The organism is Nodosilinea sp. E11 (assembly GCF_032813545.1).
GTDB lineage: Bacteria > Cyanobacteriota > Cyanobacteriia > Phormidesmidales > Phormidesmidaceae > Nodosilinea.
This window is the reverse complement of record NZ_CP136520.1, coordinates 4,470,138-4,492,830: the sequence shown is the minus strand read 5'-3', so window position 1 is coordinate 4,492,830 and position 22,693 is coordinate 4,470,138. Positions and strand designations below refer to the sequence as shown.

General features: G+C 58.3%; 22 protein-coding genes and 1 riboswitch. Of the genes, 11 read left to right on the top strand and 11 right to left on the bottom strand.

What is annotated here, in order from left to right; translation table 11 throughout:
- The first annotated feature begins 75 nt into the window (after window positions 1–75).
- The 3 genes from RRF56_RS22290 (at window position 76) to RRF56_RS22280 (ending at window position 4,390) form a co-directional block, all read left to right on the top strand.
- Complete coding sequence (locus tag RRF56_RS22290) at window positions 76–1,200, top strand: peptidoglycan-binding protein (RefSeq protein ID WP_317035343.1); 1,125 nt, start codon at window positions 76–78, stop codon at window positions 1,198–1,200.
- A 515-nt stretch (window positions 1,201–1,715) separates the two neighbouring features.
- Window positions 1,716–2,102: a hypothetical protein gene (locus tag RRF56_RS22285; RefSeq protein ID WP_317035342.1), complete on the top strand. Its 387-nt coding sequence runs from the start codon at window positions 1,716–1,718 to the stop codon at window positions 2,100–2,102.
- Window positions 2,103–2,278: 176 nt separating this feature from the next.
- Window positions 2,279–4,390 (top strand): TIGR00300 family protein, encoded by a 2,112-nt coding sequence (locus RRF56_RS22280; RefSeq protein WP_317035341.1) that lies wholly within the window; start codon window positions 2,279–2,281, stop codon window positions 4,388–4,390.
- On the opposite strand, the gene RRF56_RS22275 is transcribed toward RRF56_RS22280, so the two are convergent.
- Together RRF56_RS22275 and glgP are read right to left on the bottom strand one after the other, a co-directional pair.
- Entirely contained in the window at window positions 4,387–5,235 is an 849-nt protein-coding gene (locus tag RRF56_RS22275) for a Tab2/Atab2 family RNA-binding protein (RefSeq protein WP_317035340.1), read from the bottom strand. The genes RRF56_RS22280 and RRF56_RS22275 overlap by 4 nt on opposite strands.
- Entirely contained in the window at window positions 5,232–7,448 is a 2,217-nt protein-coding gene (gene glgP / locus RRF56_RS22270; protein WP_317035339.1) for an alpha-glucan family phosphorylase, read from the bottom strand. Before glgP ends, RRF56_RS22275 begins: the two co-directional genes overlap by 4 nt.
- Before the next feature lie 275 nt (window positions 7,449–7,723).
- On the opposite strand from glgP, the gene RRF56_RS22265 reads away from it, so the two are divergent.
- Window positions 7,724–9,043: a YcbK family protein gene (locus RRF56_RS22265; RefSeq protein ID WP_317035338.1), complete on the top strand. Its 1,320-nt coding sequence runs from the start codon at window positions 7,724–7,726 to the stop codon at window positions 9,041–9,043.
- Between the two features lie 7 nt (window positions 9,044–9,050).
- Here the strand turns inward: RRF56_RS22265 and RRF56_RS22260 are convergent, their stop codons facing one another.
- Entirely contained in the window at window positions 9,051–9,428 is a 378-nt protein-coding gene (locus tag RRF56_RS22260) for a hypothetical protein (RefSeq protein ID WP_317035337.1), read from the bottom strand.
- A 149-nt stretch (window positions 9,429–9,577) separates the two neighbouring features.
- On the opposite strand from RRF56_RS22260, the gene RRF56_RS22255 reads away from it, so the two are divergent.
- Window positions 9,578–9,823: a hypothetical protein gene (locus RRF56_RS22255; RefSeq protein ID WP_317035336.1), complete on the top strand. Its 246-nt coding sequence runs from the start codon at window positions 9,578–9,580 to the stop codon at window positions 9,821–9,823.
- 15 nt (window positions 9,824–9,838) lie between these two features.
- On the opposite strand, the gene RRF56_RS22250 is transcribed toward RRF56_RS22255, so the two are convergent.
- The 4 genes from RRF56_RS22250 to RRF56_RS22235 all read right to left on the bottom strand — a co-directional run bounded on the left by RRF56_RS22250 (window position 9,839) and on the right by RRF56_RS22235 (window position 12,796).
- Entirely contained in the window at window positions 9,839–11,236 is a 1,398-nt protein-coding gene (locus tag RRF56_RS22250; RefSeq protein ID WP_317035335.1) for a 16S rRNA (cytosine(967)-C(5))-methyltransferase, read from the bottom strand.
- A 21-nt stretch (window positions 11,237–11,257) separates the two neighbouring features.
- The gene (locus RRF56_RS22245) at window positions 11,258–11,458 is read right to left on the bottom strand and encodes a hypothetical protein (RefSeq protein ID WP_317035334.1); all 201 of its coding nucleotides are present in this window, start codon (window positions 11,456–11,458) and stop codon (window positions 11,258–11,260) included.
- 19 nt (window positions 11,459–11,477) lie between these two features.
- Window positions 11,478–11,567: a cytochrome b6-f complex subunit PetN gene (petN, locus tag RRF56_RS22240; protein WP_190523072.1), complete on the bottom strand. Its 90-nt coding sequence runs from the start codon at window positions 11,565–11,567 to the stop codon at window positions 11,478–11,480.
- Between the two features lie 173 nt (window positions 11,568–11,740).
- Complete coding sequence (locus RRF56_RS22235; RefSeq protein WP_317035333.1) at window positions 11,741–12,796, bottom strand: agmatinase family protein; 1,056 nt, start codon at window positions 12,794–12,796, stop codon at window positions 11,741–11,743.
- Between the two features lie 57 nt (window positions 12,797–12,853).
- Between RRF56_RS22235 and RRF56_RS22230 the strand changes: the two genes are divergently transcribed.
- Together RRF56_RS22230 and RRF56_RS22225 are read left to right on the top strand one after the other, a co-directional pair.
- Window positions 12,854–13,078: a hypothetical protein gene (locus RRF56_RS22230; protein WP_317035332.1), complete on the top strand. Its 225-nt coding sequence runs from the start codon at window positions 12,854–12,856 to the stop codon at window positions 13,076–13,078.
- Window positions 13,068–13,496 (top strand): PIN domain-containing protein, encoded by a 429-nt coding sequence (locus tag RRF56_RS22225; RefSeq protein WP_317035331.1) that lies wholly within the window; start codon window positions 13,068–13,070, stop codon window positions 13,494–13,496. The genes RRF56_RS22230 and RRF56_RS22225 overlap by 11 nt, the downstream gene beginning before the upstream one ends.
- A 74-nt stretch (window positions 13,497–13,570) precedes the next feature.
- Here RRF56_RS22225 and speE read toward each other — a convergent pair whose 3' ends face one another.
- Window positions 13,571–14,854, bottom strand: a complete 1,284-nt coding sequence (speE, locus tag RRF56_RS22220; protein ID WP_317035330.1) for a polyamine aminopropyltransferase — start codon at window positions 14,852–14,854, stop codon at window positions 13,571–13,573.
- Window positions 14,855–15,046: 192 nt separating this feature from the next.
- Window positions 15,047–15,598, bottom strand: a complete 552-nt coding sequence (locus tag RRF56_RS22215) for a peroxiredoxin (protein ID WP_317035329.1) — start codon at window positions 15,596–15,598, stop codon at window positions 15,047–15,049.
- 222 nt (window positions 15,599–15,820) lie between these two features.
- On the opposite strand from RRF56_RS22215, the gene RRF56_RS22210 reads away from it, so the two are divergent.
- Both RRF56_RS22210 and RRF56_RS22205 read left to right on the top strand, forming a co-directional pair.
- Window positions 15,821–16,798: an aldo/keto reductase gene (locus RRF56_RS22210; protein WP_317035328.1), complete on the top strand. Its 978-nt coding sequence runs from the start codon at window positions 15,821–15,823 to the stop codon at window positions 16,796–16,798.
- Between the two features lie 221 nt (window positions 16,799–17,019).
- Window positions 17,020–17,183: riboswitch (cyclic di-AMP (ydaO/yuaA leader) on the top strand.
- Between the two features lie 191 nt (window positions 17,184–17,374).
- Window positions 17,375–17,863 carry a universal stress protein gene (locus RRF56_RS22205; RefSeq protein WP_317035327.1) on the top strand — a complete coding sequence of 163 codons (489 nt, stop codon included), beginning with the start codon at window positions 17,375–17,377 and terminating at the stop codon, window positions 17,861–17,863.
- 482 nt (window positions 17,864–18,345) lie between these two features.
- Here RRF56_RS22205 and glnA read toward each other — a convergent pair whose 3' ends face one another.
- Window positions 18,346–19,764, bottom strand: coding sequence for a type I glutamate--ammonia ligase (gene glnA, locus RRF56_RS22200; RefSeq protein ID WP_317035326.1), 1,419 nt, complete (start codon window positions 19,762–19,764; stop codon window positions 18,346–18,348).
- A gap of 501 nt (window positions 19,765–20,265) precedes the next feature.
- Between glnA and apcB the strand changes: the two genes are divergently transcribed.
- Window positions 20,266–20,775: an allophycocyanin subunit beta gene (gene apcB, locus RRF56_RS22195; protein WP_317035325.1), complete on the top strand. Its 510-nt coding sequence runs from the start codon at window positions 20,266–20,268 to the stop codon at window positions 20,773–20,775.
- A gap of 87 nt (window positions 20,776–20,862) precedes the next feature.
- Window positions 20,863–22,119 (top strand): FGGY-family carbohydrate kinase, encoded by a 1,257-nt coding sequence (locus RRF56_RS22190; RefSeq protein WP_317035324.1) that lies wholly within the window; start codon window positions 20,863–20,865, stop codon window positions 22,117–22,119.
- Between the two features lie 169 nt (window positions 22,120–22,288).
- On the opposite strand, the gene petG is transcribed toward RRF56_RS22190, so the two are convergent.
- A complete protein-coding gene (gene petG, locus RRF56_RS22185) occupies window positions 22,289–22,402 on the bottom strand; it encodes a cytochrome b6-f complex subunit V (RefSeq protein WP_193967815.1) in 114 nt (37 codons plus the stop codon).
- Window positions 22,403–22,693 lie beyond the last annotated feature (291 nt).

The following is a 22,693-nucleotide window of genomic DNA, read 5'->3' as shown; positions in this document are numbered from 1 at the left end:
AATCCCGAGGGATTTAGCGAAAACCTCTATGATTAAAGGAGTATTAGCGAATCCTTCCTTGACCACCGTTGACCTATGGATAGCCTGGCCCAATGCCATCTGTGGCTGACCTGGGAAACTAGCCCAGCCCCTGATGCTTTTTTAGCGGTGCCCACTGATGCAGCGCCGTGCCACTCCTGGCTAGCGGCGGCAGGGTCGCAGACGATTTGGAACCGGTCGTTGCCCATTGCCGCCGGGATCGCTGCCGGGGTGATTGTCTTCGGCAGCAGCTTAGGAGCGCCTGCCGAGGCTAACAGTCATCGCTTTGGCAGCACGGTCTACGTCAACACGCCCCAGGGGTACGCTCTTAACGTGCGTTGGGGGCCTAGCACTGGCACTGGTGTGTACCGACGAGTGCGCCGGGGCAGCGCCCTGCAAGTGTCTGGGGTGCGTCGCAGCGGTTGGGTGCAACTCGTCGATGCCACCTGGGTGGCGGGCAACCTGGTTAGCACCTACCCCGTGGGTACAGATCCGACTACGCCCCCCCCTGGCGACAACCGCAATTTGGCCACGGTGGTCACCCCGCAAAATTTGGCCCTTAACATTCGCAATGGCCCCGGCTTCAACTATCAAATTGTGGGGCAGTATCTCAACGGCAGCCGCATTCCGGTGACGGGGCGCTTTAGCAATGGTTGGGCCCAGCTGACCAATGGCAACTGGGTAGACAGTGGCCACATTCAGTACAGCGGCCCCATTCACGGGGGCAACCAACCCGATCCGACCCCCGATCCTGGACCGGTGCCCAGCGCCGATGTCATGGAGTTGCAGCGTCTGCTCCGTCAGGCTGGTTTTTTGCCCGCCAACTTCATTGTCAACGGCATCTACGACCAAACCACCCAGGCGGCGGTGCGCGAGTTTCAACGGGTCAATGGTTTGCCGGTCACCGGCATAGTCAATGCGGCCACCTGGCAGGCGCTTTACCAGGCCACGTCTCGGCCAAACCCCAATCCCGATCCGCAGCCAGAACCCGATGGTCGCCAGCGGCGAGTGGTGACCGACGGCGAAGCCACCTCCGTGTTTGATGGGCCTGGCACCGAGTTTGGCTTTGTCAGAAGCGTGCCTAACGGGTCGATTGTGACGATCACGGGGCGCACGTCGGGCAACTGGTCCGAGCTAGTTGAAGGCGGCTGGATCTTCTCGCTCTGGCTAGAGCCTATCTAGGCAAATGCAATAACCCCAGCATGCTGACGGCTCATATCCTGGGCTAGACAAAACAGTCATAGATAATTCTCTATCATTTACAAAAATTCATCAAAGCCACCGTAGGCAGGCTCAAGTCCTTATTTCATCTGGGTTTGACTGCTTGGCGACAGTCGGCAATGGTCCTGAGAAAGCCTTAACAACTTGTAACTTCATGTTGTTATGTGTATAACAAGACTTAAGCAGGACTATTGAGATGCCTCTGGGTGTTCTATAGGATGCCTTAGTGGTTGCGATGCAAGGGTCGTTGGGATCAGGTTGCTTTGAAGCCGCTGAATTAGAGCTGCTGGAGAAGATTGTCCTGATTGTCACCTGGTCTGACCGTGGTATAGCCATAGTCACCTGGGTTAGGACATCCAGAAACCTTAGAAACGTTCGAACGTTCTTAGGGGAAATGTCCTAACCAAACTGGCTACAGCTATACATCTCGGTGTCGGAATCGGTCAGCAGGGTGAGTAGATTTAAGGAGAGTTGCTTTGTTTAACCATAACGATACTGAATCATCCACTGCCTTTTGGGCCTCGGTGCAGGAGGCCGTCTTTCAAGCGCTGCAAATTATCGATATTCGCCTGGCCTTGGTGATCGGGTTTGCGGTCTTTATGCTGGCCGTAGGGGTTGACTCGGCGGGCAACCAGGCGGAGGCGGCTGATTTGGTAACTCGCGCATCGTTACTGCCGGTCAAGGTCTCTGGGAACGTGGCTAACTCGTCACCCAATGCGTCTTTTAGGCCCGAGCCGTTGATTGGCGAAGCCCAATTGGCCACCGCCCGTCGCCTGCGCCACGGTCACCTGACCAGCGCCATCATGACCAACAACCGGCTCACCGAGGCCCACTTCTTTACCGATTTGCCCTTAGGGCAGTAGTGGGGGTGGCTCTGCGATCGCAATCTCCAGAACTCATGACAACTGAATATCCTGACGGCGTTGAGGGCTTAAAATAGTATGTTGGCTCCCAGCGCTTTTTGTTGAAGCGTCTTGGGGAAAGGCCCCAGCCTGGCTCGTTCGATTGCTCTGATTTCCTTCACGTCGGCATCTTCACTATGACCTCCTCCATTCGTTTTCTTATGTGCGCCCCCCACCACTACGAGGTGGACTACGTCATTAACCCCTGGATGGAGGGCAACATTCACCGCTCGTCCCTAGAGGCGGCCCAGGAGCAGTGGCAAAACCTCTACCAAATCATTGCCGATCGCGCCGATGTCGATCTGGTCAAACCCCAGCAGGGCTGGCCCGATATGGTGTTTACTGCCAATGCGGGCCTGATTTTGGGCAATCAAGTGGTACTGAGTCGCTTTTTGCACCCCGAGCGTCAGGGCGAAGAACCGTTCTTTAAGGAGTGGTTCGAGGCCCAGGGCCACCAGGTGTTTACTCTGCCCCCCGACCTCCCCTTCGAGGGCGCGGGCGACGCCCTGCTCGATCGCGAGGGGCGCTGGCTCTGGGCGGGCTACGGCTTTCGCACCGAGCTTGACTCCCACGGTCTAGTGGCCCAGTGGCTCAACATTGAAGTGCTGTCGCTGCATCTCATGGATGAGCGCTTTTACCACCTCGATACCTGCTTTTGTCCGTTGACCGGCGGCTATCTGCTCTACTATCCTCCTGCCTTCGACGCCTACTCGAACCGCTTGATCGAAATGCGGGTTCCCCCCGAAAAGCGGATCGCCATTGACGAACCCGACGCCGTCAACTTTGCCTGCAACTCGGTCAATGTCGATCGCACCGTGATCATGAACCAGGCCAGCGACGGCCTGAAGGCGCGATTGGTCGAGGCAGGCTTTGAGGTGGTTGAAACGCCCCTGACTGAGTTTCTCAAGGCCGGGGGAGCCGCCAAATGCCTCACCCTGCGCGTCACCGAGCCCCTGCATCCGGAGCCGGCCCGAGAGCCAGGCCTTATTGCCCGCACCGTTACCATAACCGGCCACCTGCTCGACTCGGGCCTAGTCAGCCGGGCGCTAGATTTGATTATGGAAGGCGGCGGCAGCTTCCAGGTGATGAACTTTGACCTGGGCGAGCAGCGCCAGAGCACCTCTTCGGCAGAAATTCGAGTTTCGGCCCCCGACCGCGAGGTGATGGATGAGATCATGGCCCAGCTGATCGACCTGGGCGCGGTGGCTCTGCCCGAAGACCAGCAGGATGCCCACTTGGTGACCATTACCCAGGCTGGGGTCGCCCCCGACGATTTCTATAGCTCGACGATTTACCCCACCGAGGTGCGGGTGCGAGGCCAGTGGGTGCGGGTGCAGGGCCAGCGCATGGATGGTGTGATTGTGGTCTCGGAGACTGAGCCGGTAGCGACCTGCAAGCTGCTGCGCGATCTGGCGGTGGGCGATCAGGTGATCGTCGGCTACGACGGCATTCGCAGTGTGCGCAGCCCCAAAGACCGCAGCCGCGCAGCCGCCACCACTGAAGAGTTTAGCTTCATGGGTTCGGGCGTCTCTAGTGAGCGTCGGGTCGAGCTGATTGTCGAGCAGGTGGCGTGGGATCTGCGCCGACTGAGGGACCAGGGCGGCAAGGTGGCCGTAGTCGCTGGTCCGGTGGTAATTCACACGGGCGGCGGCGACCACCTGGGTCGGCTGATTCGCGAGGGCTATGTGCAGGCGCTGCTGGGGGGCAATGCGATCGCCGTTCACGATATCGAGCAGGCTATGCTCGGCACTTCTCTAGGCGTCGATATGAAGCAGGGCACCTCGGTGCGCGGCGGCCACCGCCACCACCTGCGGGCAATCAACAGCATTCGCCGCTGCGGCAGCATCGCCAACGCTGTTGACCAAAAGGTGCTGACTCGCGGCGTGCTCTACGAGTGCGTAAAGAACAACGTGCCCTTTTCTCTGGCCGGTTCGATTCGCGACGACGGCCCCCTGCCCGACACCAAAATGGATCTGCTCGAAGCCCAGGCCGACTACGCCCGCCTGATCGAAGGCTGCGATCTAATTCTGATGCTCTCGACCATGCTCCATGCGATCGGCGTCGGCAACATGACCCCGGCTGGCGTGAAAATGGTGTGCGTTGACATCAACCCCGCTGTGGTCACTAAACTGGCCGATCGCGGGTCGCTAGAGTCTACCGGTGTGGTTACCGACGTGGGTCTGTTCCTCAGCCTGTTGGTGAAGCAGCTCGACAAGCTGACCCAACGGCCCGCCATTGCCCAGTCCTAGCCGGGCAACGGCTGCTGCAAGAGCCAGAGGCCTGTGGTGGTCATCCCCGAGTCATCGGGGCGCACCAGCAGAAAGTGGAGGCCCTGGCTCTGGCGCTGGCGCTGCTCGAAACGCTGGCCAGCGCTGGCCACATCCGGGTCGCTGAAGGTGGTGAAGACCCAGCGATCGCACAGGCTAGCCGCCAAAATCAGCCCGTCCGGGGCTCCCCGTTCATAGGTCAGCCAGGCCGGATGGTTGGCCTGCACCCACTGGGCTAGGGCCATGGCCTGCCGCCCAGCATCGACTACGATGCCCGGAATGGGAGTGGTGCTGGCCAGACCGAGGCGGGAAGGCATCAGGGCGGTGGGCAGATGGCGCAGGGGAATTGGTTCGTGGGGCAGGGTTTGCTCAAAGTCGTAGGCTGCGATCGCCGTAAACCCCCAACGATCCCCCCACAAATTTTCTGGCAGGGGCACCGGCGGCGGCGACTCAATGTGCAAGGGGTTGTAGGGAATGGAAATGGCGTTAGGCTGGCTCGGATACCACCGGGCGCGCTGCTGCAGCCACTGGTGCAGGGTCGGGGTATGGCGGGTGGGTTCGACGGCGATCGCCAGGGGTTCACAGGCGATGGTGAGCAGCGACAGCGCCTGGGGTCGAAACACCTGAATTTTCTCTGGGGGAGCTGGAGCCTTGGCCAAGGCAATGCTCACCTGCTCCCTCACCCAGACTTTGTTGACCGCCGCCTGGGGGGCGGTGGCCCCGTAGCTAAAGCTAAAATCCTCGCTGCACAGCAAAATTTCCCACAGCGGTTCGCCGCTGTCGCTGACCAGGGGTGGACGGTGCAAATCGGCCTGCCAAATGGTCATAGCGTCGCACTGAACGCGGCGGGTGCAGCACTGGGCGCATACATCTGGGTGAAGTATTCAGCCACCATGCGATCGCTATTGTAGTAGGGCGCGCAGGAGCGGATAGAGGCCTTCATCATGGCAATCCACTGGCGAGGTAGACCACCGGCACCCTCGCCATCGCGCTGGTAATACAGCGGCGCAATCTGATGTTCCAGTAGGTCGTAGAGGGAGTCGGCATCTTGGTGGTTTTGGCTGTCGGGGTCTTCTGTCGGGTTGGCCTTGCCAATCACCCAGCCGTTGGCGGCCCGGCCTGCCCCCCCTGGTTGGTAGCCCTCGGTCCACCAACCGTCGAGGGTGCCGCAGTTGAGCCCGCCGTTGAGGGCCACCTTCTGACCGCTGGTGCCCGAGGCCTCGGGACGACGGGGATGGTTGAGCCACAGATCGACGCCGGCCACCAGCAGCTTGGCCACGGCCATATCGTAGTCTTCGATAAAGGCGACGCGATCGCGCAGGGCCGGGTGGCGGCACCATTCCATCAGCCGCTGAATGATGCGCTTGCCCTCCTCGTCAGCCGGGTTGGCTTTGCCCGCAAAAATAATCTGAATCGGTCGGCGGGAGTGGGCCAAAATTCGAATCGCCCGGTGGAGGTCGCTAAAGAGCAGCTCGCCCCGTTTGTAGGGGCTAAAGCGCCGACCAAAGCCTAACGTGAGCACCGCCGGGTCGAGCAGGCGATCGACGGCAGCAATTTCGTCGGTCGCTTCGCCCCGGCTATGACGGGCGGCCCGCACCCGTGAGCGGGTATAGGCGATCAGCCGTTCTTTGAGCAGCCGATGGCGCTGCCAGAGTTGCTCGTCAGGGATCTGCTCCACCCCGGCCCAGAGGTCGGGGTCGGCAATTTTGGTGGACCAGTCTTCGCCCAGGTGCTGACGGTAGAGATCCATCATCAGCGGCGCAGTCCAGGTGCGGGCGTGAACTCCGTTGGTAATCGAGCCAATGGGCACCTCCGATAGGGCGCAGTCGGGGTAGAGGGCCTGCCACATCTCGCGGCAAAGTTCGCCGTGGCGCTGGCTGACCCCGTTGGCCTTGCCGCTCAGACGCAGGGCCAACACCGTCATCGAAAACAGATCCCACGGGTCATCGGGGCGGCGGTTGCCCAGGGCCAAAAAATCTTCCCGCGAGAGGCCGAGCTGGGGCCAGTAGCCGCCCAAAAATGACTCGATCAGGTCAGCCGAGAACACGTTGCTGGCCGCCGACACGGGAGAATGGGTCGTAAACACGCTGTGCTGGCGCACCCGGTCGGCGATCGCATCAAAGTCGCCATCGCTGTGGCGCATTTCGCGGTGGGTCACCTCCAGCAGGGCAAAGGCCCCGTGGCTGGCGTTGAGGTGGTACACCATCGGCTCAATGTCGAGGGCGTGGAGCATGCGCACCCCCCCAATACCCAGCACCAGGGCCTGGGCCAATCGAGTTTCGGCATTGCCGCCATAGAGGTGGCTGGTGATGCGGCGATCGAGGGAGTCGTTGTCGCTGCGGTCGGTGTCGAGTAGGTAGAGCTGCGATCGCCCCACCTGCACTCGCCACACCTGCACCCTCACCGTGCGCTGGCGAATGTCAAGCTTAACCGTCACCGGCTGACCAAACTCGTCCCGCACCAGCTCCATAGGCAGGTGGTTGACCTCGCAGTGGGTGTAGTGCTCTTCTTGCCAGCCGCTGCGGTTGAGGTGTTGATGAAAATAGCCCTGGCGGTAGAGCAGCCCCACTCCCACCATCGGGACTCCCAGATCAGAGGCCGACTTCAGGCTGTCGCCCGCTAGCACCCCCAGCCCACCAGCGTAGACCGGTAGCGACTCGTGCAGGCCAAACTCAATGCAAAAGTAGGCCACCGGGCGATCAAGGCTGAGTTGGGAAGCCCCTGGGCTAGCCCAGGGTTTGCCGGGGTCTAGAGCCACGCCTTTCGATCCGTCGCGGCAGTAGGTCTCAAACTCGTGGGTGAGCTGGCGCAGCCGATTTAAGTAGTGGGGATCTTCGGCCACCTGCCATAGCCGCTCGTCGGAGACTGCCTCAAGCAGCGCAACGGGATTATAGTTACAGGCCTGCCACCGCACCGGGTCCAGCACGCTAAATAACGACACCCGTTCCTCTGTCCAAATCCACCAGTAGTTGTAGGCCAAGTCGGCCAGGGCCGTCAGAGGGGTCGGAAGTTTTGCCTTGAGGCGCAGTACAGAAGTCATAGGCACGGTGAGGAACGGCCAGCCAGAGCTAAAATCGGGCTTCTTTCCCAGCATAGGGGAGAAGCCTATCTATAAATTACTTAAATTAGTTTGAACAGGGATTAGTCCGCATGGTTCTGAACTATCTCTAGCAAGCCCGCCCGCTCCCAGGCCGGAACCCAAGCGTAACGCGCTTAGTCGGAAAGAGAGTGGGGCTGTACATCCCCTAGGAGGGATGACTTCGAGCCAAAAAATGGTGCTATATGATAGGCCGTGGCGAAATTGGGGAGCATAGGGTGAATCAAGTTTTGCGCGTTAACCAGGCCACAGTATTTGTACTTAGACCAGAGCCGCCGTCTCAACTAGCCGCCAACGAACAGGTGGCGATCGCCGCAGGCAGCACCTACCCGCTGCAATCCTACGCCTACGCCGATATTGACGGCGGCTTCAACGGTCATATCAGAGTAGCCCTGCGCGATCGCACCCTAGGGCCAGGCCTCAACACCTGGTTCGTTCCCAGTCGAGATGCCCAGGTCGAGGCCGATGGCGTTGTGGTCTATCCCCACGAAGACCAGGCGAGCATGCCCGTCCTCTGGATCAATATTGGCACGCTGCTGAAGCGCCGCCCCCTCGACTCCACCCTGCTCAACCCTGGTGAAACGGTAGCGGTGCCCCGAGGACAAACCTACCGCCTGCACTCCTACGCCTTTGCCGATAGCCAGGGCAACTTTAACAACCACATTAAGTTTGCCATTCGCGACACTGAAGATTTTGTCAACGGCCTCAGCACCTGGTTTGTATTTACCCCCCACGCCTTTGTCACCCTCGACAACGAGGTGGTGTTTCCCCGCCCCGACCCCAATGCCTTTATGCTGCGGGTAACCGCCAACACCCTGTTCAAGCGTCGCCCGGTTGATAGTAGCCAGCTAGCCGCCAACGAGCGAGTCGCCGCACCGCCCGGCACCCTGCTGGTGATCAGCGCCTACGCCTTTGCCAATGCCCAGGGCTCATTCAACGGGCATATCCGCTTTACGATTAAGTATGTCAAAGATGACATCAATGGGTTGAACACCTGGTACGTATTTCAAGGGCATGCCCGCGTCGAACGGGCCGGGGTAGTCGTATATCCGCAGCCAGGACCACCAACCCCGCCACCGCCACCGCCAACCCCGCCGCTGCCGCCCCAGTATGTGGGCCGGCCCTTTCGCCTCCCGGGCAACACCTCAACCTTTTATACCGATCAACCCATTATTCCCGGCGGCAATTTCACCTGGGGTGAAGCCACCCGCGACGCCACCCGCATTCCAGAAACCCAAGCCATCGTCAACAACATCATTGGCCTAGCCCGGGCGCTGCAAACAGCCCGAAATCGGCTCAACCGCCCCTTTGTAATTACCTCCTGGTATCGCCCGCCCGCAATCAATGCGGCGGTAGGGGGCGCATCCCAGAGTCAGCACTTGTTTGGTCGCGCCGCCGACATTCAGGTGCAAGGGCTCAGCGGTCGCCAGGTGGCTAACGCGCTGATGCTGAGCTGGCCGGGGGGCATGGGCATCTACAGCAATATCCCCAACATTATTCACCTTGATACTGGCCCCAAACGCACCTGGGGCTTTTAGCGCCGGGTCAGCGCGAGCGGATGCCGCTGCTGCGCTCTTGCCAGGGGAGGTGCCGCTCAAGACTGCAATAGCTGATCAGCCGAGCCACCAGCAGCCAACCGTTGATGGCCAGCAGCAGGGGCCTCAGCCCTAACCCCGCAGATATCGACAGCGGTCTGATGAACAGATGCAGCAGCAGCACGCCCAGCAGCACAATTGCGTTAAAGGCCAGGAGCGATCGCCAGCGGTTGACCGGCCAACCCGGCTGCCTATACCAGGGCTGCTGGGCGGCATAGGCCGCGTAGCAATGCCGGTGGATAGGCTGGAGGCTGCGACCGACAACGGCCAGCGTCTGGCGAGAGAGAATTGGCTTACCGCAGTGCTTACAGGTAATCTGATGGGGCATAGCTACTTCCAGGGTATCGAGTTGAAACGCCTGATCTGTTGTCCTATATTGCCCAGGGCTGAAGAGGGTTGTCCAACGGTCTACACTGCAACGGGTTGCGATCGCTAGGTATGATAAAAAACGATTCAATCGATTTTTGCTAGATCGCCATGCCCCAGCCCAAACACACCCAGGCCCATTTGTCGCGCACGGTGCCCAAAGATCAGTCTGAGTTTTTCAAAAAGCGCACCCGCGACTCGATGGAGTACTACATGGGGGCCAAGCTGTTAGAGGTGGGTGTAAACCCCAAAAACACCGTCTACCGTTGGCGGTCAGAGATTAAGGGCACCCAGGAAGTGATCACCGTCAGCGCCTACTGGGGCGAGTCTCGCGAAAACCTTGAGGCATCAGAATAACGGTCTCTGCGGATCCTAGGGGGCTTCTTGAAGCCTTACCATAAAAAACCCATCCATATTTTGGCGGTGGGGCCAGACGCGCACCCAGCCTGAGTCAGCAACCTCCAATCCGTCCCCAAAGCCGGAGGGTGGCGGCTGCACCTGCCAGGCAGGGTTGGCTTGGCAAAACGATTCGATCACCGCCTCATTCTCGGCAGGGTGCAGAGTGCAGGTGGCATAGACTAGGGTGCCGCCGGGTTTTACGCAGCGAGCAGCTTCGGCCAGCAAAGCCCTTTGCAGGTTGGCCAGAGTCGCGATGCTGTCTGGAGTTTGCCGCCAGCGAGCGTCGGCATGGCGATGGAGGGTGCCTAGACCTGAACAAGGGGCATCCACCAGTACCCGGTCGGCCTGGCGGTGAAACTGCGCCAGATTGGTGCTGTCGCCCGCGTGGGTCTGAAGGTTGGTGAGGCCGAGTCGGCGGGCGTTGGCCGTGGTTTTTTTCAGGCGGGAGGGGGCGCGATCGCAGGCCCAAACCTTACCCTCATGTCCTACCATTTCCGCCATTTGGGTGGCCTTGCCTCCCGGTGCCGCGCATACGTCCAGTACCGTCTCCCCCGGCTGAGGGTCGAGGAGTTGCCCCGCTAGCTGGGCGCTGGCATCCTGCACGCTCCACCAGCCATTGCTGTAGCCCGGCAGATCGGCGATCGCCCCCTGGTGACGTACTAGACGCAGCCCAAAAGGCAGGCCAGGCAACGGCTCTACGGCAATACCAGCGGCCTCAAAGGCCATAGTTACCGACTCCACCGTAGCGGCCTGGCGGTTCACCCTAAGATCGATCGTGGGGACTTGGTTGAACCACTGGCAAAGCTGATCAGTTTCTTCAAAGCTCAGCTGGTCAAGCCAGAGGGCTACCAGCCAGTCGGGGTAGCTGTGGCGTAGCCCCAAGGCCGCCACAGGACGCTCCGGCAGTTGAAGGGGATCGATGCCCTGCTCAGATTGACGGATGTACTGGCGCAGCAGGCCATTCACCACCCCAGACAGCTTACCTAAGCCATTGGCCTTAGCTAGGTCAACGCTGGTATTCACCGCCGCCGAAGCGGGCACAGCGGTAAGGTAGCGCAACTGATACAGCCCCAGGTGCAGCACAAGACGCAGCACCGGGGGCTGTTTGTCGGCGGGGCGGGTGCCCAGCTGATCGATCAGAGCATCTAGGGTGCGCTGACGACGAACGGTGCCGTAGACCAACTCGGTGGCCAGGGCACTCTCCGCGAAGCGTTCTCGGCTAGAATCACTCTCGCCCAGGGCACCCTGGGCGAGAGTGCGGTGTAGAGCCACATCGGCATAGGCCCCCGCCTGCACCTGAAGCAGCACATTCAGCGCCAGTTGCCGAGCTCCAGAAGAAGCCCTAGACGGTGCAGCAGCCCGAGAGGTCATGATGTTAGCCAGGCTACGAGATTACTTCTTTGCTATTCCCTTGGGGGAGCGCCTGGCGATCTGCGGATCGCGCTTGGCGGTCTGTTGGTCGTTTTTGCGGCGGCGGCGATCGCGCCAATCGGCGGCAGTGAGATACACCACACCGCCGGTCACAACCACCATGAGCACTAGAGCAACAGTGGCCAAAATGCTAAAGGCTTGAGCTTGTACAGTGGCTTCCATAACTACCTAGACGCTGGGTTTAGAACCCGTTGCGACCCCAAACTACCATCGACAGAGAGAAGGTGAAGACGACCAGTAGTGAAACCCAGCCGAAGGACAGAATATCCATAGGTGCTTTCTCAAGCTCTAAACAACACAGCTATTTTTATCATAATGCCACGGCGTTTCCGCCTTTTGCGAGGTTCCTTTGGCAAAGTTGCTGAGGGTGGCTGGCGTGGCTAACCTACCGGCTCCTCAATCCCTTTGCCTGAACCTAGCTTCCCCCGGTGCTGAACGGCCCGTTCAAAGAGCAGCCGAATTGAGTAGCCCCATTAAACAGCACAGCTTGTAGACCGCCCTGGCCCCCACGTTGCCATCCCACTCGCCATCGCCCACCTCACAGAGGTCAAAGCCAATAATCTGCCGCCCGCTGCGGATGACCTGGCGCAGCAGGCAAAACACCTCTTCTAGCTCCAGCCCGCCCGGTACCGGGGTGCCAGTGCTGGGGCAGAGTTTGGGGTCGAGGCCATCGGCGTCAAAGCTGATGTAGACCTTCTCCGGTAGCGCTGCCACCATCGCCTCGCACTGCTGCATCCAGGGAATGCCCCGGTAGGTGTTTTCTTTGACCACTGCGTCGTAGTGGGTGACAATGCGGCCACCCGAATGCTTAATCAACGCCACCTCGTCGTGGCAAATGTCGCGAATGCCCACCTGCACCAGTTTGCTCATCTGGGGCAACCCCAGCAGGTTATACATAATCGAGGCGTGGGAGTAGCGAAAGCCCTGGTAGGCCTGGCGCAGGTCGGCGTGGGCATCGATGTGCAGCACGCCAAAGTCGGCGTGGCGCTCGGCCAGGGCTTGCAGGTAGCCCAGCGGCACGCTGTGGTCGCCACCGATCACCCCCACCCGCTTGCCAGCGTCGAGGGCGGCGGCGGTTTGGGCGTAGAGCCAGCCGGTCATCTGCTCGCAGGCGTGGTTGACGTTGTCTAAATCGGCTTGAAGGAGGGGCTGAGATGCGATCGCCACTCCCTCCTCCGTCGCCTGAATCACCCGGTTGGCCGTCTCGCGCACCTGTTGGTTGAGCTCAAGCAAGTGCTCGGGTAGGGGTGGCATATAGATGCCCTGTCGCCAGCCCTCGGGATTGTCGCGATCGTACAGGTCGAGTTGGGGCGAGGCCTCTAGCACCCGCCTTGGCCCCTGGGCAGTGCCCTGGTGGTACGACACTGTCACTTCCCAGGGCACCCCAAAGACAATAATGCCTGCGGTGTCGTAGTCGCAGGGCAAGCCGTAGAGGTTGCCGTTGTCGAGGCCCACACCGCTGGGGTCAAAGTTGTGCAGATTGGCAGTTGAGGTGGTCATAGAGCAGATACTAGCGATAGCGTAGGGTTAGCAGTATTGAACTTGCGAGGGAATTGCATGCAGGCGGTGGAATTTGAGACCAAAATCGAAAATGGCGCGATCGCAATCCCTCCTCAATACCAGCAGACCTTTGGCAATAGCGCTCAGGTAAAAGTCATTCTGCTCATGCCAGAGCCCCTAGGCCCCGACGGGGAAGAAGACATGATTGCGAGCTTGCTCGATCATCCCCTCGATATCGACAACTTCATGCCCAAAACCCGTGAAGACCTCTATGACCAGTGATGTAGTAAAGCCAAACAGCTGCTTTGTCGATTCCAACATCTGGCTCTACGCTTTCAATCGTCGGCAAGATGAAGCCAAGCACCAAGTTTCAAAAGCTATTGTTGCGGATCCAGGCTTGTTAGTCAGCACCCAGGTAATCAACGAAGTCTGTAAAAATTTGCTCCAAAAAGCCAGCTTTAGCGAAACTCAAATTTCGAAGGTCGTTATAGCGTTCTACAAGCGTTGTCAGGTAACGCATCTATTTAAAGCAACTTTGCTCCAGGCCTCGGCTTTACGAGTCCGATACCAGCTTTCCTTTTGGGATAGCTTGATCTGCGCTGCTGCACTAGATGCTGAGGCAACTATTCTCTATAGCGAAGATATGCAGAATGGACTGAAGATCGAGAATCGCCTTACAGTCACCAATCCATTTAGCTAAAGTTAGCTGCCATGGGCAACGCAGAAGCCAAAAGATAGGAGAAGCATGGCCTCTCCTATCTCCCACAAGCTGCTCTACCCTTTCAGCATAGTCTGCACAAAGGTGGGCAGGGCAAAGGCCGCCTGGTGCATGCCCACGTTGTAGTACTGCAAACCGTGCTCAGCCGCAAACGCTTCCGATTTCGCTGCATTCATCCCCTCCAGTGGGTGAGCCGCACCCTTGGTGGCGTAGTTAAAGCTCCACATACCCGTGGGGTAGGTGGGAATAAACGCCAGGTAGCAGAACACATTATCGTCACCAAAGATACCCTTGAGGCAGTGGTGAATATCCACAAAGGCATGCTGGTTAAACCGGGGTGACTCGCTCTGGGCCGCGATCGCGCCGCCCGGCTTCAAGCAGCGATACACCTGCTCGTAAAAGGCGGTGCTAAACAGCCCCTCCGACGGCCCCACCGGGTCAGACGAATCGATCACAATTAGATCGTAGCTAGCGTCGGGAGCGTTGGCCACAAAGGCAATACCGTCTTCGATCCGCAGGTCGAGCTTGGGGTCTTCGAGCGCGCCGGATAGCGAGGGCAAAAACTCCTTTGAAGCCCGCACCACCGCTTCGTCAATTTCGACCATGGTGACGTTTTCGACTTGGGGGTGGCGCAAAATTTCGCGCACGCTGCCGCCGTCGCCGCCACCGATCACCAGCACGTCTTTGAAGCTGGGGTTGAGCAGCATGGGCACGTGGATGATCATCTCGTGGTAAGCATTTTCATCCTTTTCGCTGCACATCACCATGTTGTCGATGGTGAGCATTTTGCCGTAGGCAAAGGTGTCAAAAATTTCGACGGTTTGGTAGGGCGATTTTTCGCGGAAGACGCGATCGCCCTTGTGGCGAATCGACAGCGCAATGTCGTCGTTTTTGTCGGTAAACCAAACGCTGCGGCTCTGCTTAGGGGTGATCAGCTTGTTGGTGATCTCGTCTCGCAGTTCGCCTAGGTCGACATCAATGCGCTCTAGCAGTTCGAGCTGGCCTCGGTTCATCTCTAGGGCCGAGCCGTAGTCGGCTTTAAAGGCCACCTTGAGCTTGTCAAACGAAATCCAGGGGTTAACAGTGTCGCCGCAGGTAAACAGGTCTACGGCGGCGTAGCGATACTCAGGCCAGGTGTGAATCGCCAAGTGGCTCTCTTGAATGACCACCACCCCCGACACGCCAAAGGGCGAGAAGTGGTGAAACACTGAACTAATTACCGTCGCCCCAGCATCGGCAGCAGCCCCCACCATGCTGCTCTCAATCAGCGGCACATCGTTGAGAATATCGGCAGAACAGCCAAAAAACTCAACTAAAATATGTCGTCCCAACGAATTCATGCGCCCATTCCCCTAAAGTTGTCCCAAGTCAAAGATCGAATACTGTATCACCGTTTTAGATTCTATTTCCCTAGAACAAATTCAGCGGGGCGTTTTGGAATCTTGTAATAAAGCTGCGGCCAGCGATCAAATCGGGACTTCTAGCCACGGGCTAAGGTCAGCCTACCTATCTCGCCCTAAGCGTCCCCTCGCCTAGGCCCCTCGCTGCAACGCATCTAACTCGGCCAACACCTCCTGGCTGTGAATCACCGGCTGCACCCCTAAAAAGCGCGATCGCATTGTGCCATCGGGACCAATGATGTAGGTGTGTCGCAGCGACATCGCCCCTAACCAAGAGCCATAGGCCTTGCTCACCTTGCCCTTAGGATCAGACAGCAGCGGGAATTCGAGCCCCTCGGCATCGCAAAACTCGGCGTGAGACTCGACACTGTCGGCGCTGATGCCAATAATTTGGGCATGGCGGGCCTGGTACTCAGCGATATCGCGCTGAAACCGCTGAGCCTCAATGGTGCAGCCGGAGGTAAAGTCGCGGGGGTAAAAGTACAGCACCACCCACTGGTTGCGAAAATCGGCCAGGGCAATTTCGCCGTCGCCCGCATTGGTGGGCAGAGTAAACTCGGGGGCAGGCTCTCCTAAAGGAATTTGAGCACCGCCTAAGGCCAAGGCCGAAGCCGGATAGATAAACCAGCTAAGCCAGGCCAGGCAAAGGCCTAGGGCGACCCGGAGCAAAGAGCGGCGATTCATGGATGTTCTGATCCTGCTAGAGGGCGGTGATTGGACATGGGGCTAGGGAAAACATGGCAAAACTATGCCTCTGGGCGACTTCAGCTTGGCAAAAATCTGACCTGAGAGCATTCTGAAAGCCTTTTAACTAAAGTTTACAATATGGTTAGGAATCGCCCTAGAGGAAACCTTTAGGGATCATTTGTCCCCCGTCTTACCGTTGCCGCCCAGGAATTTTGACCTATGCCCCCCATTACTGACCTGCAAACCATCACGCTCGGACCGAATGGGCCAACCGTGCCCGCTCTAGGAGTCGGCACCTGGGCCTGGGGTGACTCTCTGTTTTGGGACTATGGCAAGGCCTACGGTGATAGTGACTTGCAAGCGGCCTTCGAGGCTGCCCTCGACGCGGGGCTAACCCTGTTCGACACCGCTGAAATCTATGGATTTGGGCAGTCGGAACGTCTGCTGGGGCGCTTTATGCAGCAGCGCCCCCAGCAGACAGGTTCGCAGGCCGTGATCGCGACCAAATATTTTCCGCTGCCCTGGCGCTTCTCCCAGCAATCGGTGGTGGAGGCCTTAACGGCTAGCCTCGATCGCCTTCAGGTGGCCTCGGTAGCCCTGTACCAAGTGCACTGGCCACTCGATTTTTTGCTCAGCCAAAAAGATTTGATGGCGGCCTTGGCGGCAGAGGTGCAGCGGGGTCGCATTGGCGCGGTAGGGGTAAGTAATTACTCGGCTACGCAAATGCGCGCAGCCCATCGCTACCTGGCTGACCAGGGCGTGCCGTTGGCCGTCAACCAGGTGCAATATTCTTTACTCCATCGCCAGATCGAAACCAACGGCGTCATGGCCACTGCGCGGGAGTTAGGAATCGCAATTTTGGCCTATAGTCCCCTCGCTCAAGGGCTACTCACCGGCAAATATACCCCCACAGCCGATCTGAAACCGACCGGGGCTCGTTGGCTAAATCCCCGCTTTAGTCAGAGTGGTTTGACCAAGCTAATGCCTGTGATCGAGGCGTTAAAAACGATTGGAGAAAAAAACGATCGCACTCCAGCCCAGGTAGCCCTGAACTGGTTAGTGGGCCAGGGGAATGTTATGCCCATTCCGGGCGCTAAAACCGCTCGCCAGGCTGCACAGAATGCCGGTGCCCTAGGCTGGGCGCTCAGCCCCGAAGACCAGGCCCAGCTGGCCGAACTCACCCAAGACTACAGCTAAAAAAGCAAAAATACTTCTTTAGATGGATGCTTAAATTAAGCCTAAAAAACCACAAAAACTTTAGTCTTCATCCTTATGAATGGGTGTATTTAAGTCGGTAAATCCACTGAGAAAATAAAAATAACTTGGCGATCGCCAGTCAGTATAGGGCGCAACAATTAGTCACATATTGCAAGCATTTTGTTGACGCTTTTAGATTTTCGCTTCTACAATTTAGGAGTCAAACAAGTCAGCCTAATCTAGTTTCATTTGATGTTTCTAGAGCGGGGGAACCAGTATAAGGGGCGTGTTTCCGAGTTCTTAACACCCACCAGAGGGTAATCGGAGAGGGGCGTCTCTCAGCCCTAGCCCGTCAGCTAACCTCGTCGGCATTGAGGGAGACTGAACCATCAGCATTCCCCATGCATTGATTGTTTCAGTGTCCTAAGTCGTGGAAACGCGGCTTGTTCGCTGTCCCTAAATAGACTCCAGGAGGGTCTTATGCAGCTCAAATCCCATGGTACTGCCTCCCAAAGGCGGTCTCTTTCGATTGACCATAACCTACCGGCTTTGGCAGGCTATACCTCGCTAAAACCCATGATCACGCGCCTTGAGGCTACCCTCGGGCGCTCTGATTTGGCCTCAAGTATGGTGCTCTTGGCTCGGCCTAAAAAGGTTAATTTAACCTCAAACCCAGATGAGCAAACCATCAGCTTTGTGGTGGGGTACAGCGGCTCTGCCCATAGCCAAGCGGCCCTAGATTTAGCCCTGTGCGTTGCCCACCAGACACGCCTAGCCAAGCCCAACCCGGTTATGGTGCATGTGGTTTATGTGGTCGATAAAAGTCGCCCTAGAACCATTGCTAACGCCGATCGCATTCTTTGGCAAGCCCGCTGTCTGGCCAGCGAGTGGCGAGGGTCCCTCGATGCCCACCTGAGAATTGGTGAAGTGGCCACTGAGTTGAGCACGGTGGCCCGAGAAATGGATGCCGAGGTGCTGATGCTGGGCTGTCACACCGCTAAGCACCAGCTAGTGCGGCGATTGGCCGATCACACGCCCTGTTCTGTACTAGGCCTGCCTCAGTAACTGGCCACCGATCGCCTAGCGATTGGTGCTAGCCGCGATCGCAGGGTCAAGCGCATGTAGTGCTTTGTAGTATAAATGGATGTCTAGAGCTGAGCGATCGCTCTGCCATCAAGTAATACCAAATCCGAGTTATATAGACCCCAATTACAAAAAGACCAATTCGTAGGGGCGAATGGCATTCGCCCTAAACTATTTCGGGGGTAACCAAGTCGGATTTGCCCTAGAAATAACCCTGAGACGGTGCATCGCTGCGCGGATGCACCCTACATTTTTCATCGTTGGGGGTGTCGTCTTGGCGACATAGACGATTGGTATAAACCTTCATCGTTCCGCAGGATCTCGACCGATGAAGACGAACCATTGACGAACCATTTTGGAGTTTAGACTAAGGCCATAGAAAAAGCGGTCTGGGGTGACCCCAGACCGCTTTTTCAGTTACGCCACCTGCGAGGCGGCTCAACCCGACTCGTCAAGCAATTCGCTTAGCAGTCGTAGTAGAGCGCCAGCTCGTAGGGGTGGGGCCGCAGGCGCATGGGGTTGACTTCGTTGTCGAGCTTGTACTCGATCCAGTTGCTGATGAAGTCTTCGGTGAACACGCCGGTGCTGGTCAAGAAGCTATGGTCAGCTTCCAGGGCCTTGAGGGCATCGAGCAGCGATCCGGGGGTAGAGGGAATCTTCGCCAGCTCTTCGGGGCTGAGATCATAGATGTCTACATCCAGCGGGTCGCCGGGGTCGATCTGGTTTTTGATGCCGTCGATACCGGCGCAGAGCATCGCTGCAAAGGCCAGGTAGGGGTTGGAGGTAGCATCGGGGCAGCGGAACTCTAGGCGCTTAGCCTTGGGGTTATCGCCGGAGAGAGGAATTCGCACCGAAGCCGAGCGGTTGCCCTGGGAGTAGGCCAGGTTCACCGGCGCTTCAAAGCCGGGCACCAGGCGCTTGTAGGAGTTGGTGGTGGGGTTGGTCAGCGCCAGCAGGGCAGGGGCGTGCTTGAGAATGCCACCGATGTACCACAGGGCCATTTGGCTCAGACCGGCGTACTGGTCGCCTGCAAACAGAGGCTCCCCATTGTTCCAGATCGACTGGTGGGTGTGCATGCCAGAGCCGTTGTCGTTAAACAGCGGTTTGGGCATGAAGGTGACAGTCTTGCCCCACTTCTTGGCGACGTTCTTAATGCAGTACTTGTAGATCATCAGCCAGTCGGCAGCTTCGATCAGCCGCCCAAAGCGGATGCCCAGTTCGCACTGGCCACCGGTAGCCACTTCGTGGTGGTGCTTCTCGATGGGTACGCCCAGCTTGGCCATGGTCAGCAGCATTTCGCTGCGCATGTCCTGGGAGGTGTCGGTAGGGGCGACGGGGAAGTAGCCCTCTTTGTAGCGGGGTTTGTAGCCCAGGTTGCCGCCCACTTCTTCGCGACCGGTGTTCCAACGCCCCTCAACGCTATCGACGTAGTAGTAGGCCGAGTGCTCGTTTTGGTCGAAGCGCACGTCGTCAAAGATGAAGAATTCTGCCTCAGGGCCAAAGAAGGCGGTATCGCCCAGACCAGTGGATTTGAGGTACTCAATTGCCTTGGTGGCGATCGCCCGAGGGCAGCGGGCGTACAGCTCGCCAGTGCGAGGCTCTTTAATGGTGCAGATCATGCTCAGAGTTGGCTCTGCCATGAAGGGGTCGAGCCAGGCGGTGTCGGGGTCGGGCACCATCATCATGTCAGACTCGTTGATCGCCTTCCAGCCGCGAATGCTGGAGCCGTCAAAGGCTACCCCATCGGTAAAGCTGCTCTCGTCAATCTGGCTCTTGTGCAGGGTGAGGTGCTGCCAGATACCGGGCATGTCAATAAATTTCAGATCGATTAACTCAATGCCGTCATCCTCAATCCATTTCAGGATGTCTGCGGGGGTTGCCATGAACTACTCCTTAGCCTCGTTTAGCGTTCAAACTTCGGAAAACCGACTCGACAAGTTGCTGATGATGCCCTGTCTCTAGCGCCGGACTCCACTCCTTAAACCAGGGGAATGCCGCCAGGGGGTTAAGGCACAGCCAAACATTCGATTTCCAGTAGCATTCTGTCGCCACAGGCTAACCGACTATGCTGCCTCATATGGGCATCAGCTCATCTGAATCATCCTAGGGAGAGGGGTTAGCCGGTTTTGTATCATCTACTACTTTTTGTCAGGGAAAGCCAACAAAAGCCCCGACACATCCCATGATGTTTTGTAACAATTCGCTCATAAAGCCCCGTCTGTCGAGGGACTGTGGGACCCAGGGGTTTAACCCCCGTGGTATCCTTCTCTGAGGATAAAACCTGGTTTTCGCAGGGGTTAGAGCTCCAGGCCAGGGGCAGACCCTTGGGACTGCCAACGTTTATGAAATGCTGTTTGCCAAGTGAGAGTTGGGAGAAACCATTTATGCGGGACGCTGTCACCACGCTCATTAGAACCTACGACAACACCGGGCGCTACTTCGATAACAACGCCCTTGACTCAATTAAGTCCTACTTTGATAGCGGCCTCGATCGCATTAAGGCAGCGGCGGTCATTAGCGCTAACGCCGCTGGCATTGTTAAAGAAGCAGGGGTCACCCTGTTTGCCCAAGTGCCCGAGCTAATTCGCCCCGGCGGCAACGCCTACACCACCCGCCGCTACGCCGCCTGCCTGCGCGATATGGACTACTACCTGCGCTACAGCAGCTACGCGCTAGTGGCGGGCAACCCCGATGTGCTCGACGAGCGGGTGCTGACGGGGCTACGGGAGACCTACAACTCCCTGGGTGTTCCCATTGCTCCGACGGTGATGGGCATTCAACTGATGAAGGATATTGTGAAGGCTAAGGTGCAAGAGGCTGGGGTTGCCGACCCTGCTGTCGTCGATTTTCCCTTCGACTATATGACCCGATCGCTGAGTGAAATCAGCATCTAGGTTGTCCTCTACCTGTCAGGCTAAGGGGGGCTGAGCCATTGCGATGGTCGTTCCTATAATCGCTGTCTCGCCCCGGCCCTTGCCCCTGTGAACATCCTCCCCCTGGCATTGGGTATCGACTTTGGCACCTCTGGGGTGCGTGCCGCTGTGGTCACTCCGCAGCGGCATCTTTGTTGGCAGTATCGGCAGGGCTATCCTGACTTACCAGCTCCAGACAACTGGCGACAGGCATTGTTTGCGCTGATGGAGGCTATCCCTCAGTCGGTGGCTCAGCAGCTGGGCCGCATTGCCATCGATGGCACCTCGGCTACGGTGTTGCTGTGCGATCGCGCCGGAGCCCCCCTAACGCCTCCACTGCTCTACAATCAAGCCTGTCAGGCCGCGCTAGCAACGGTCAAAGCCCTCGCCCCCGCTCACAGCCCCGCCGCCAGCGCCACCTCTAGCCTGGCCAAGCTGATAGGGTGGCATCAGACACTGCCGCCCCACCTCTGGCAGCAGGCCACCTACCTGCTGCATCAGGCCGATTGGCTAGGGGCTCAGCTCCACGGCCAGTGGGGGCTGAGTGACTACCACAACAGTCTCAAGCTGGGTTACGACGTGGGCCTCTTGCGCTATCCCGACTGGATGCTGAATCAGCCCTGGAGTCGGCTGCTGCCTCAGGTGGTTCCTCCAGGGGAGGTAGTGGGTCGGGTGACGGCTGCGATCGCCCAGCAGTTTGGGCTGTCGCCCCAGTGCCAAGTCGTGGCCGGCACCACCGACAGCATTGCCGCCTTTCTAGCGAGCGGAGCCAGTGCCCCAGGTGATGGCGTCACCTCCCTGGGGTCAACCCTGGTGATCAAGCTCCTGAGCACCCACCGCGTCGATGCAGCAGAATACGGCATTTATAGCCACCGCTTCGGGGAGCACTGGCTGGTGGGTGGGGCCTCTAACAGTGGCGGTGCCGTGCTTGAAGCTTTCTTTGAGCGAGCGGCCCTGGTCACCCTGAGCCAGCGTCTCGACCCGGCAACGCCCCCCGACCTGAATTACTATCCCCTGGTGCGGCCCGGTGAGCGCTTTCCTGTCAACGATCCTGATCTAGCTCCTCGCCTCAGCCCCCGCCCTACGAATGATGAGACCTTTTTGCACGGCCTGCTGCTGGGCATTTCCCGTATAGAGCAGCGAGGCTACGACCTACTGGCTCAGCGGGGGGCATCGCCGCTGCGGCAAATCTATACCGCCGGCGGTGGTGCGGCCAACGAAACCTGGCGACAGATTCGGGCTGGCCTGATGCCGGTACCCATTAAAAACGCCGCCTCAGTTGAGGCGGCGGTGGGTAGTGCTTACCTAGCACTGGGGCTGCTTTAGCTAGTTAGCCTGAGGCGACTTCTGGAAAACTTTCTCCCTAACGGTGGGCGGTGCCCACCCTACGGTGGCTACAGTCTTTGAATGTAGCAGGGAGCTTATTTTCTAGAAATCTGCTTAAAACTCAGGGCGATCGCCCCCTAGCCCCAGCCTAGTAAACTTCCATTAGCCGCTACAGGTCAAACTGGTTGCCACGACGATATTGCATATAGGCGGCCACAAACAGCCCAGCCAGGGTAACAGGAATAAGCCCTAGAACGATGCCACTCAGTAACGGCTCAACCACGGTTAGACTCCTTTCTCAGCACAAATCTATAGATCTAACCATAGCATTAATCGCGGTCGGGCAAGAAGGCTGAACCCCCACCCATCTCTGGGGTTTCCCTGCTGATAGACCCCTTGAGCATCTGGCCCTTCACAAGCGTCATTTTCTCAAAGGAGGACGGAAGCAGCGTTGGGTAAGGGCGGTGGTGATGGCTTGAATGCAATTATCTTGACTGAGGATAAGTATTTTGGAGTCAATTACTTGGGCCTCTAGGTAGCGAAATGCTAAAGATTAGCCCAACTCTTTAGAGAG

Bases quoted from the DNA above. Each gene is read 5' to 3' on its own strand.
- RRF56_RS22215 (WP_317035329.1), bottom strand. From the start codon at position 15,598: ATGAATCGCCGCTCTTTGCTCCGGGTCGCCCTAGGCCTTTGCCTGGCC.
- RRF56_RS22205 (WP_317035327.1), top strand. From the start codon at position 17,375: ATGATCACGCGCCTTGAGGCTACCCTCGGGCGCTCTGATTTGGCCTCA.
- RRF56_RS22290 (WP_317035343.1), top strand. From the start codon at position 76: ATGGATAGCCTGGCCCAATGCCATCTGTGGCTGACCTGGGAAACTAGC.
- RRF56_RS22210 (WP_317035328.1), top strand. From the start codon at position 15,821: ATGCCCCCCATTACTGACCTGCAAACCATCACGCTCGGACCGAATGGG.
- RRF56_RS22245 (WP_317035334.1), bottom strand. From the start codon at position 11,458: ATGGAAGCCACTGTACAAGCTCAAGCCTTTAGCATTTTGGCCACTGTT.
- apcB (WP_317035325.1), top strand. From the start codon at position 20,266: ATGCGGGACGCTGTCACCACGCTCATTAGAACCTACGACAACACCGGG.
- RRF56_RS22275 (WP_317035340.1), bottom strand. From the start codon at position 5,235: ATGACCATTTGGCAGGCCGATTTGCACCGTCCACCCCTGGTCAGCGAC.
- glnA (WP_317035326.1), bottom strand. From the start codon at position 19,764: ATGGCAACCCCCGCAGACATCCTGAAATGGATTGAGGATGACGGCATT.
- speE (WP_317035330.1), bottom strand. From the start codon at position 14,854: ATGAATTCGTTGGGACGACATATTTTAGTTGAGTTTTTTGGCTGTTCT.
- glgP (WP_317035339.1), bottom strand. From the start codon at position 7,448: ATGACTTCTGTACTGCGCCTCAAGGCAAAACTTCCGACCCCTCTGACG.
- RRF56_RS22280 (WP_317035341.1), top strand. From the start codon at position 2,279: ATGACCTCCTCCATTCGTTTTCTTATGTGCGCCCCCCACCACTACGAG.
- RRF56_RS22225 (WP_317035331.1), top strand. From the start codon at position 13,068: ATGACCAGTGATGTAGTAAAGCCAAACAGCTGCTTTGTCGATTCCAAC.
- RRF56_RS22230 (WP_317035332.1), top strand. From the start codon at position 12,854: ATGCAGGCGGTGGAATTTGAGACCAAAATCGAAAATGGCGCGATCGCA.
- RRF56_RS22260 (WP_317035337.1), bottom strand. From the start codon at position 9,428: ATGCCCCATCAGATTACCTGTAAGCACTGCGGTAAGCCAATTCTCTCT.
- RRF56_RS22235 (WP_317035333.1), bottom strand. From the start codon at position 12,796: ATGACCACCTCAACTGCCAATCTGCACAACTTTGACCCCAGCGGTGTG.
- petN (WP_190523072.1), bottom strand. From the start codon at position 11,567: ATGGATATTCTGTCCTTCGGCTGGGTTTCACTACTGGTCGTCTTCACC.
- RRF56_RS22250 (WP_317035335.1), bottom strand. From the start codon at position 11,236: ATGACCTCTCGGGCTGCTGCACCGTCTAGGGCTTCTTCTGGAGCTCGG.
- RRF56_RS22255 (WP_317035336.1), top strand. From the start codon at position 9,578: ATGCCCCAGCCCAAACACACCCAGGCCCATTTGTCGCGCACGGTGCCC.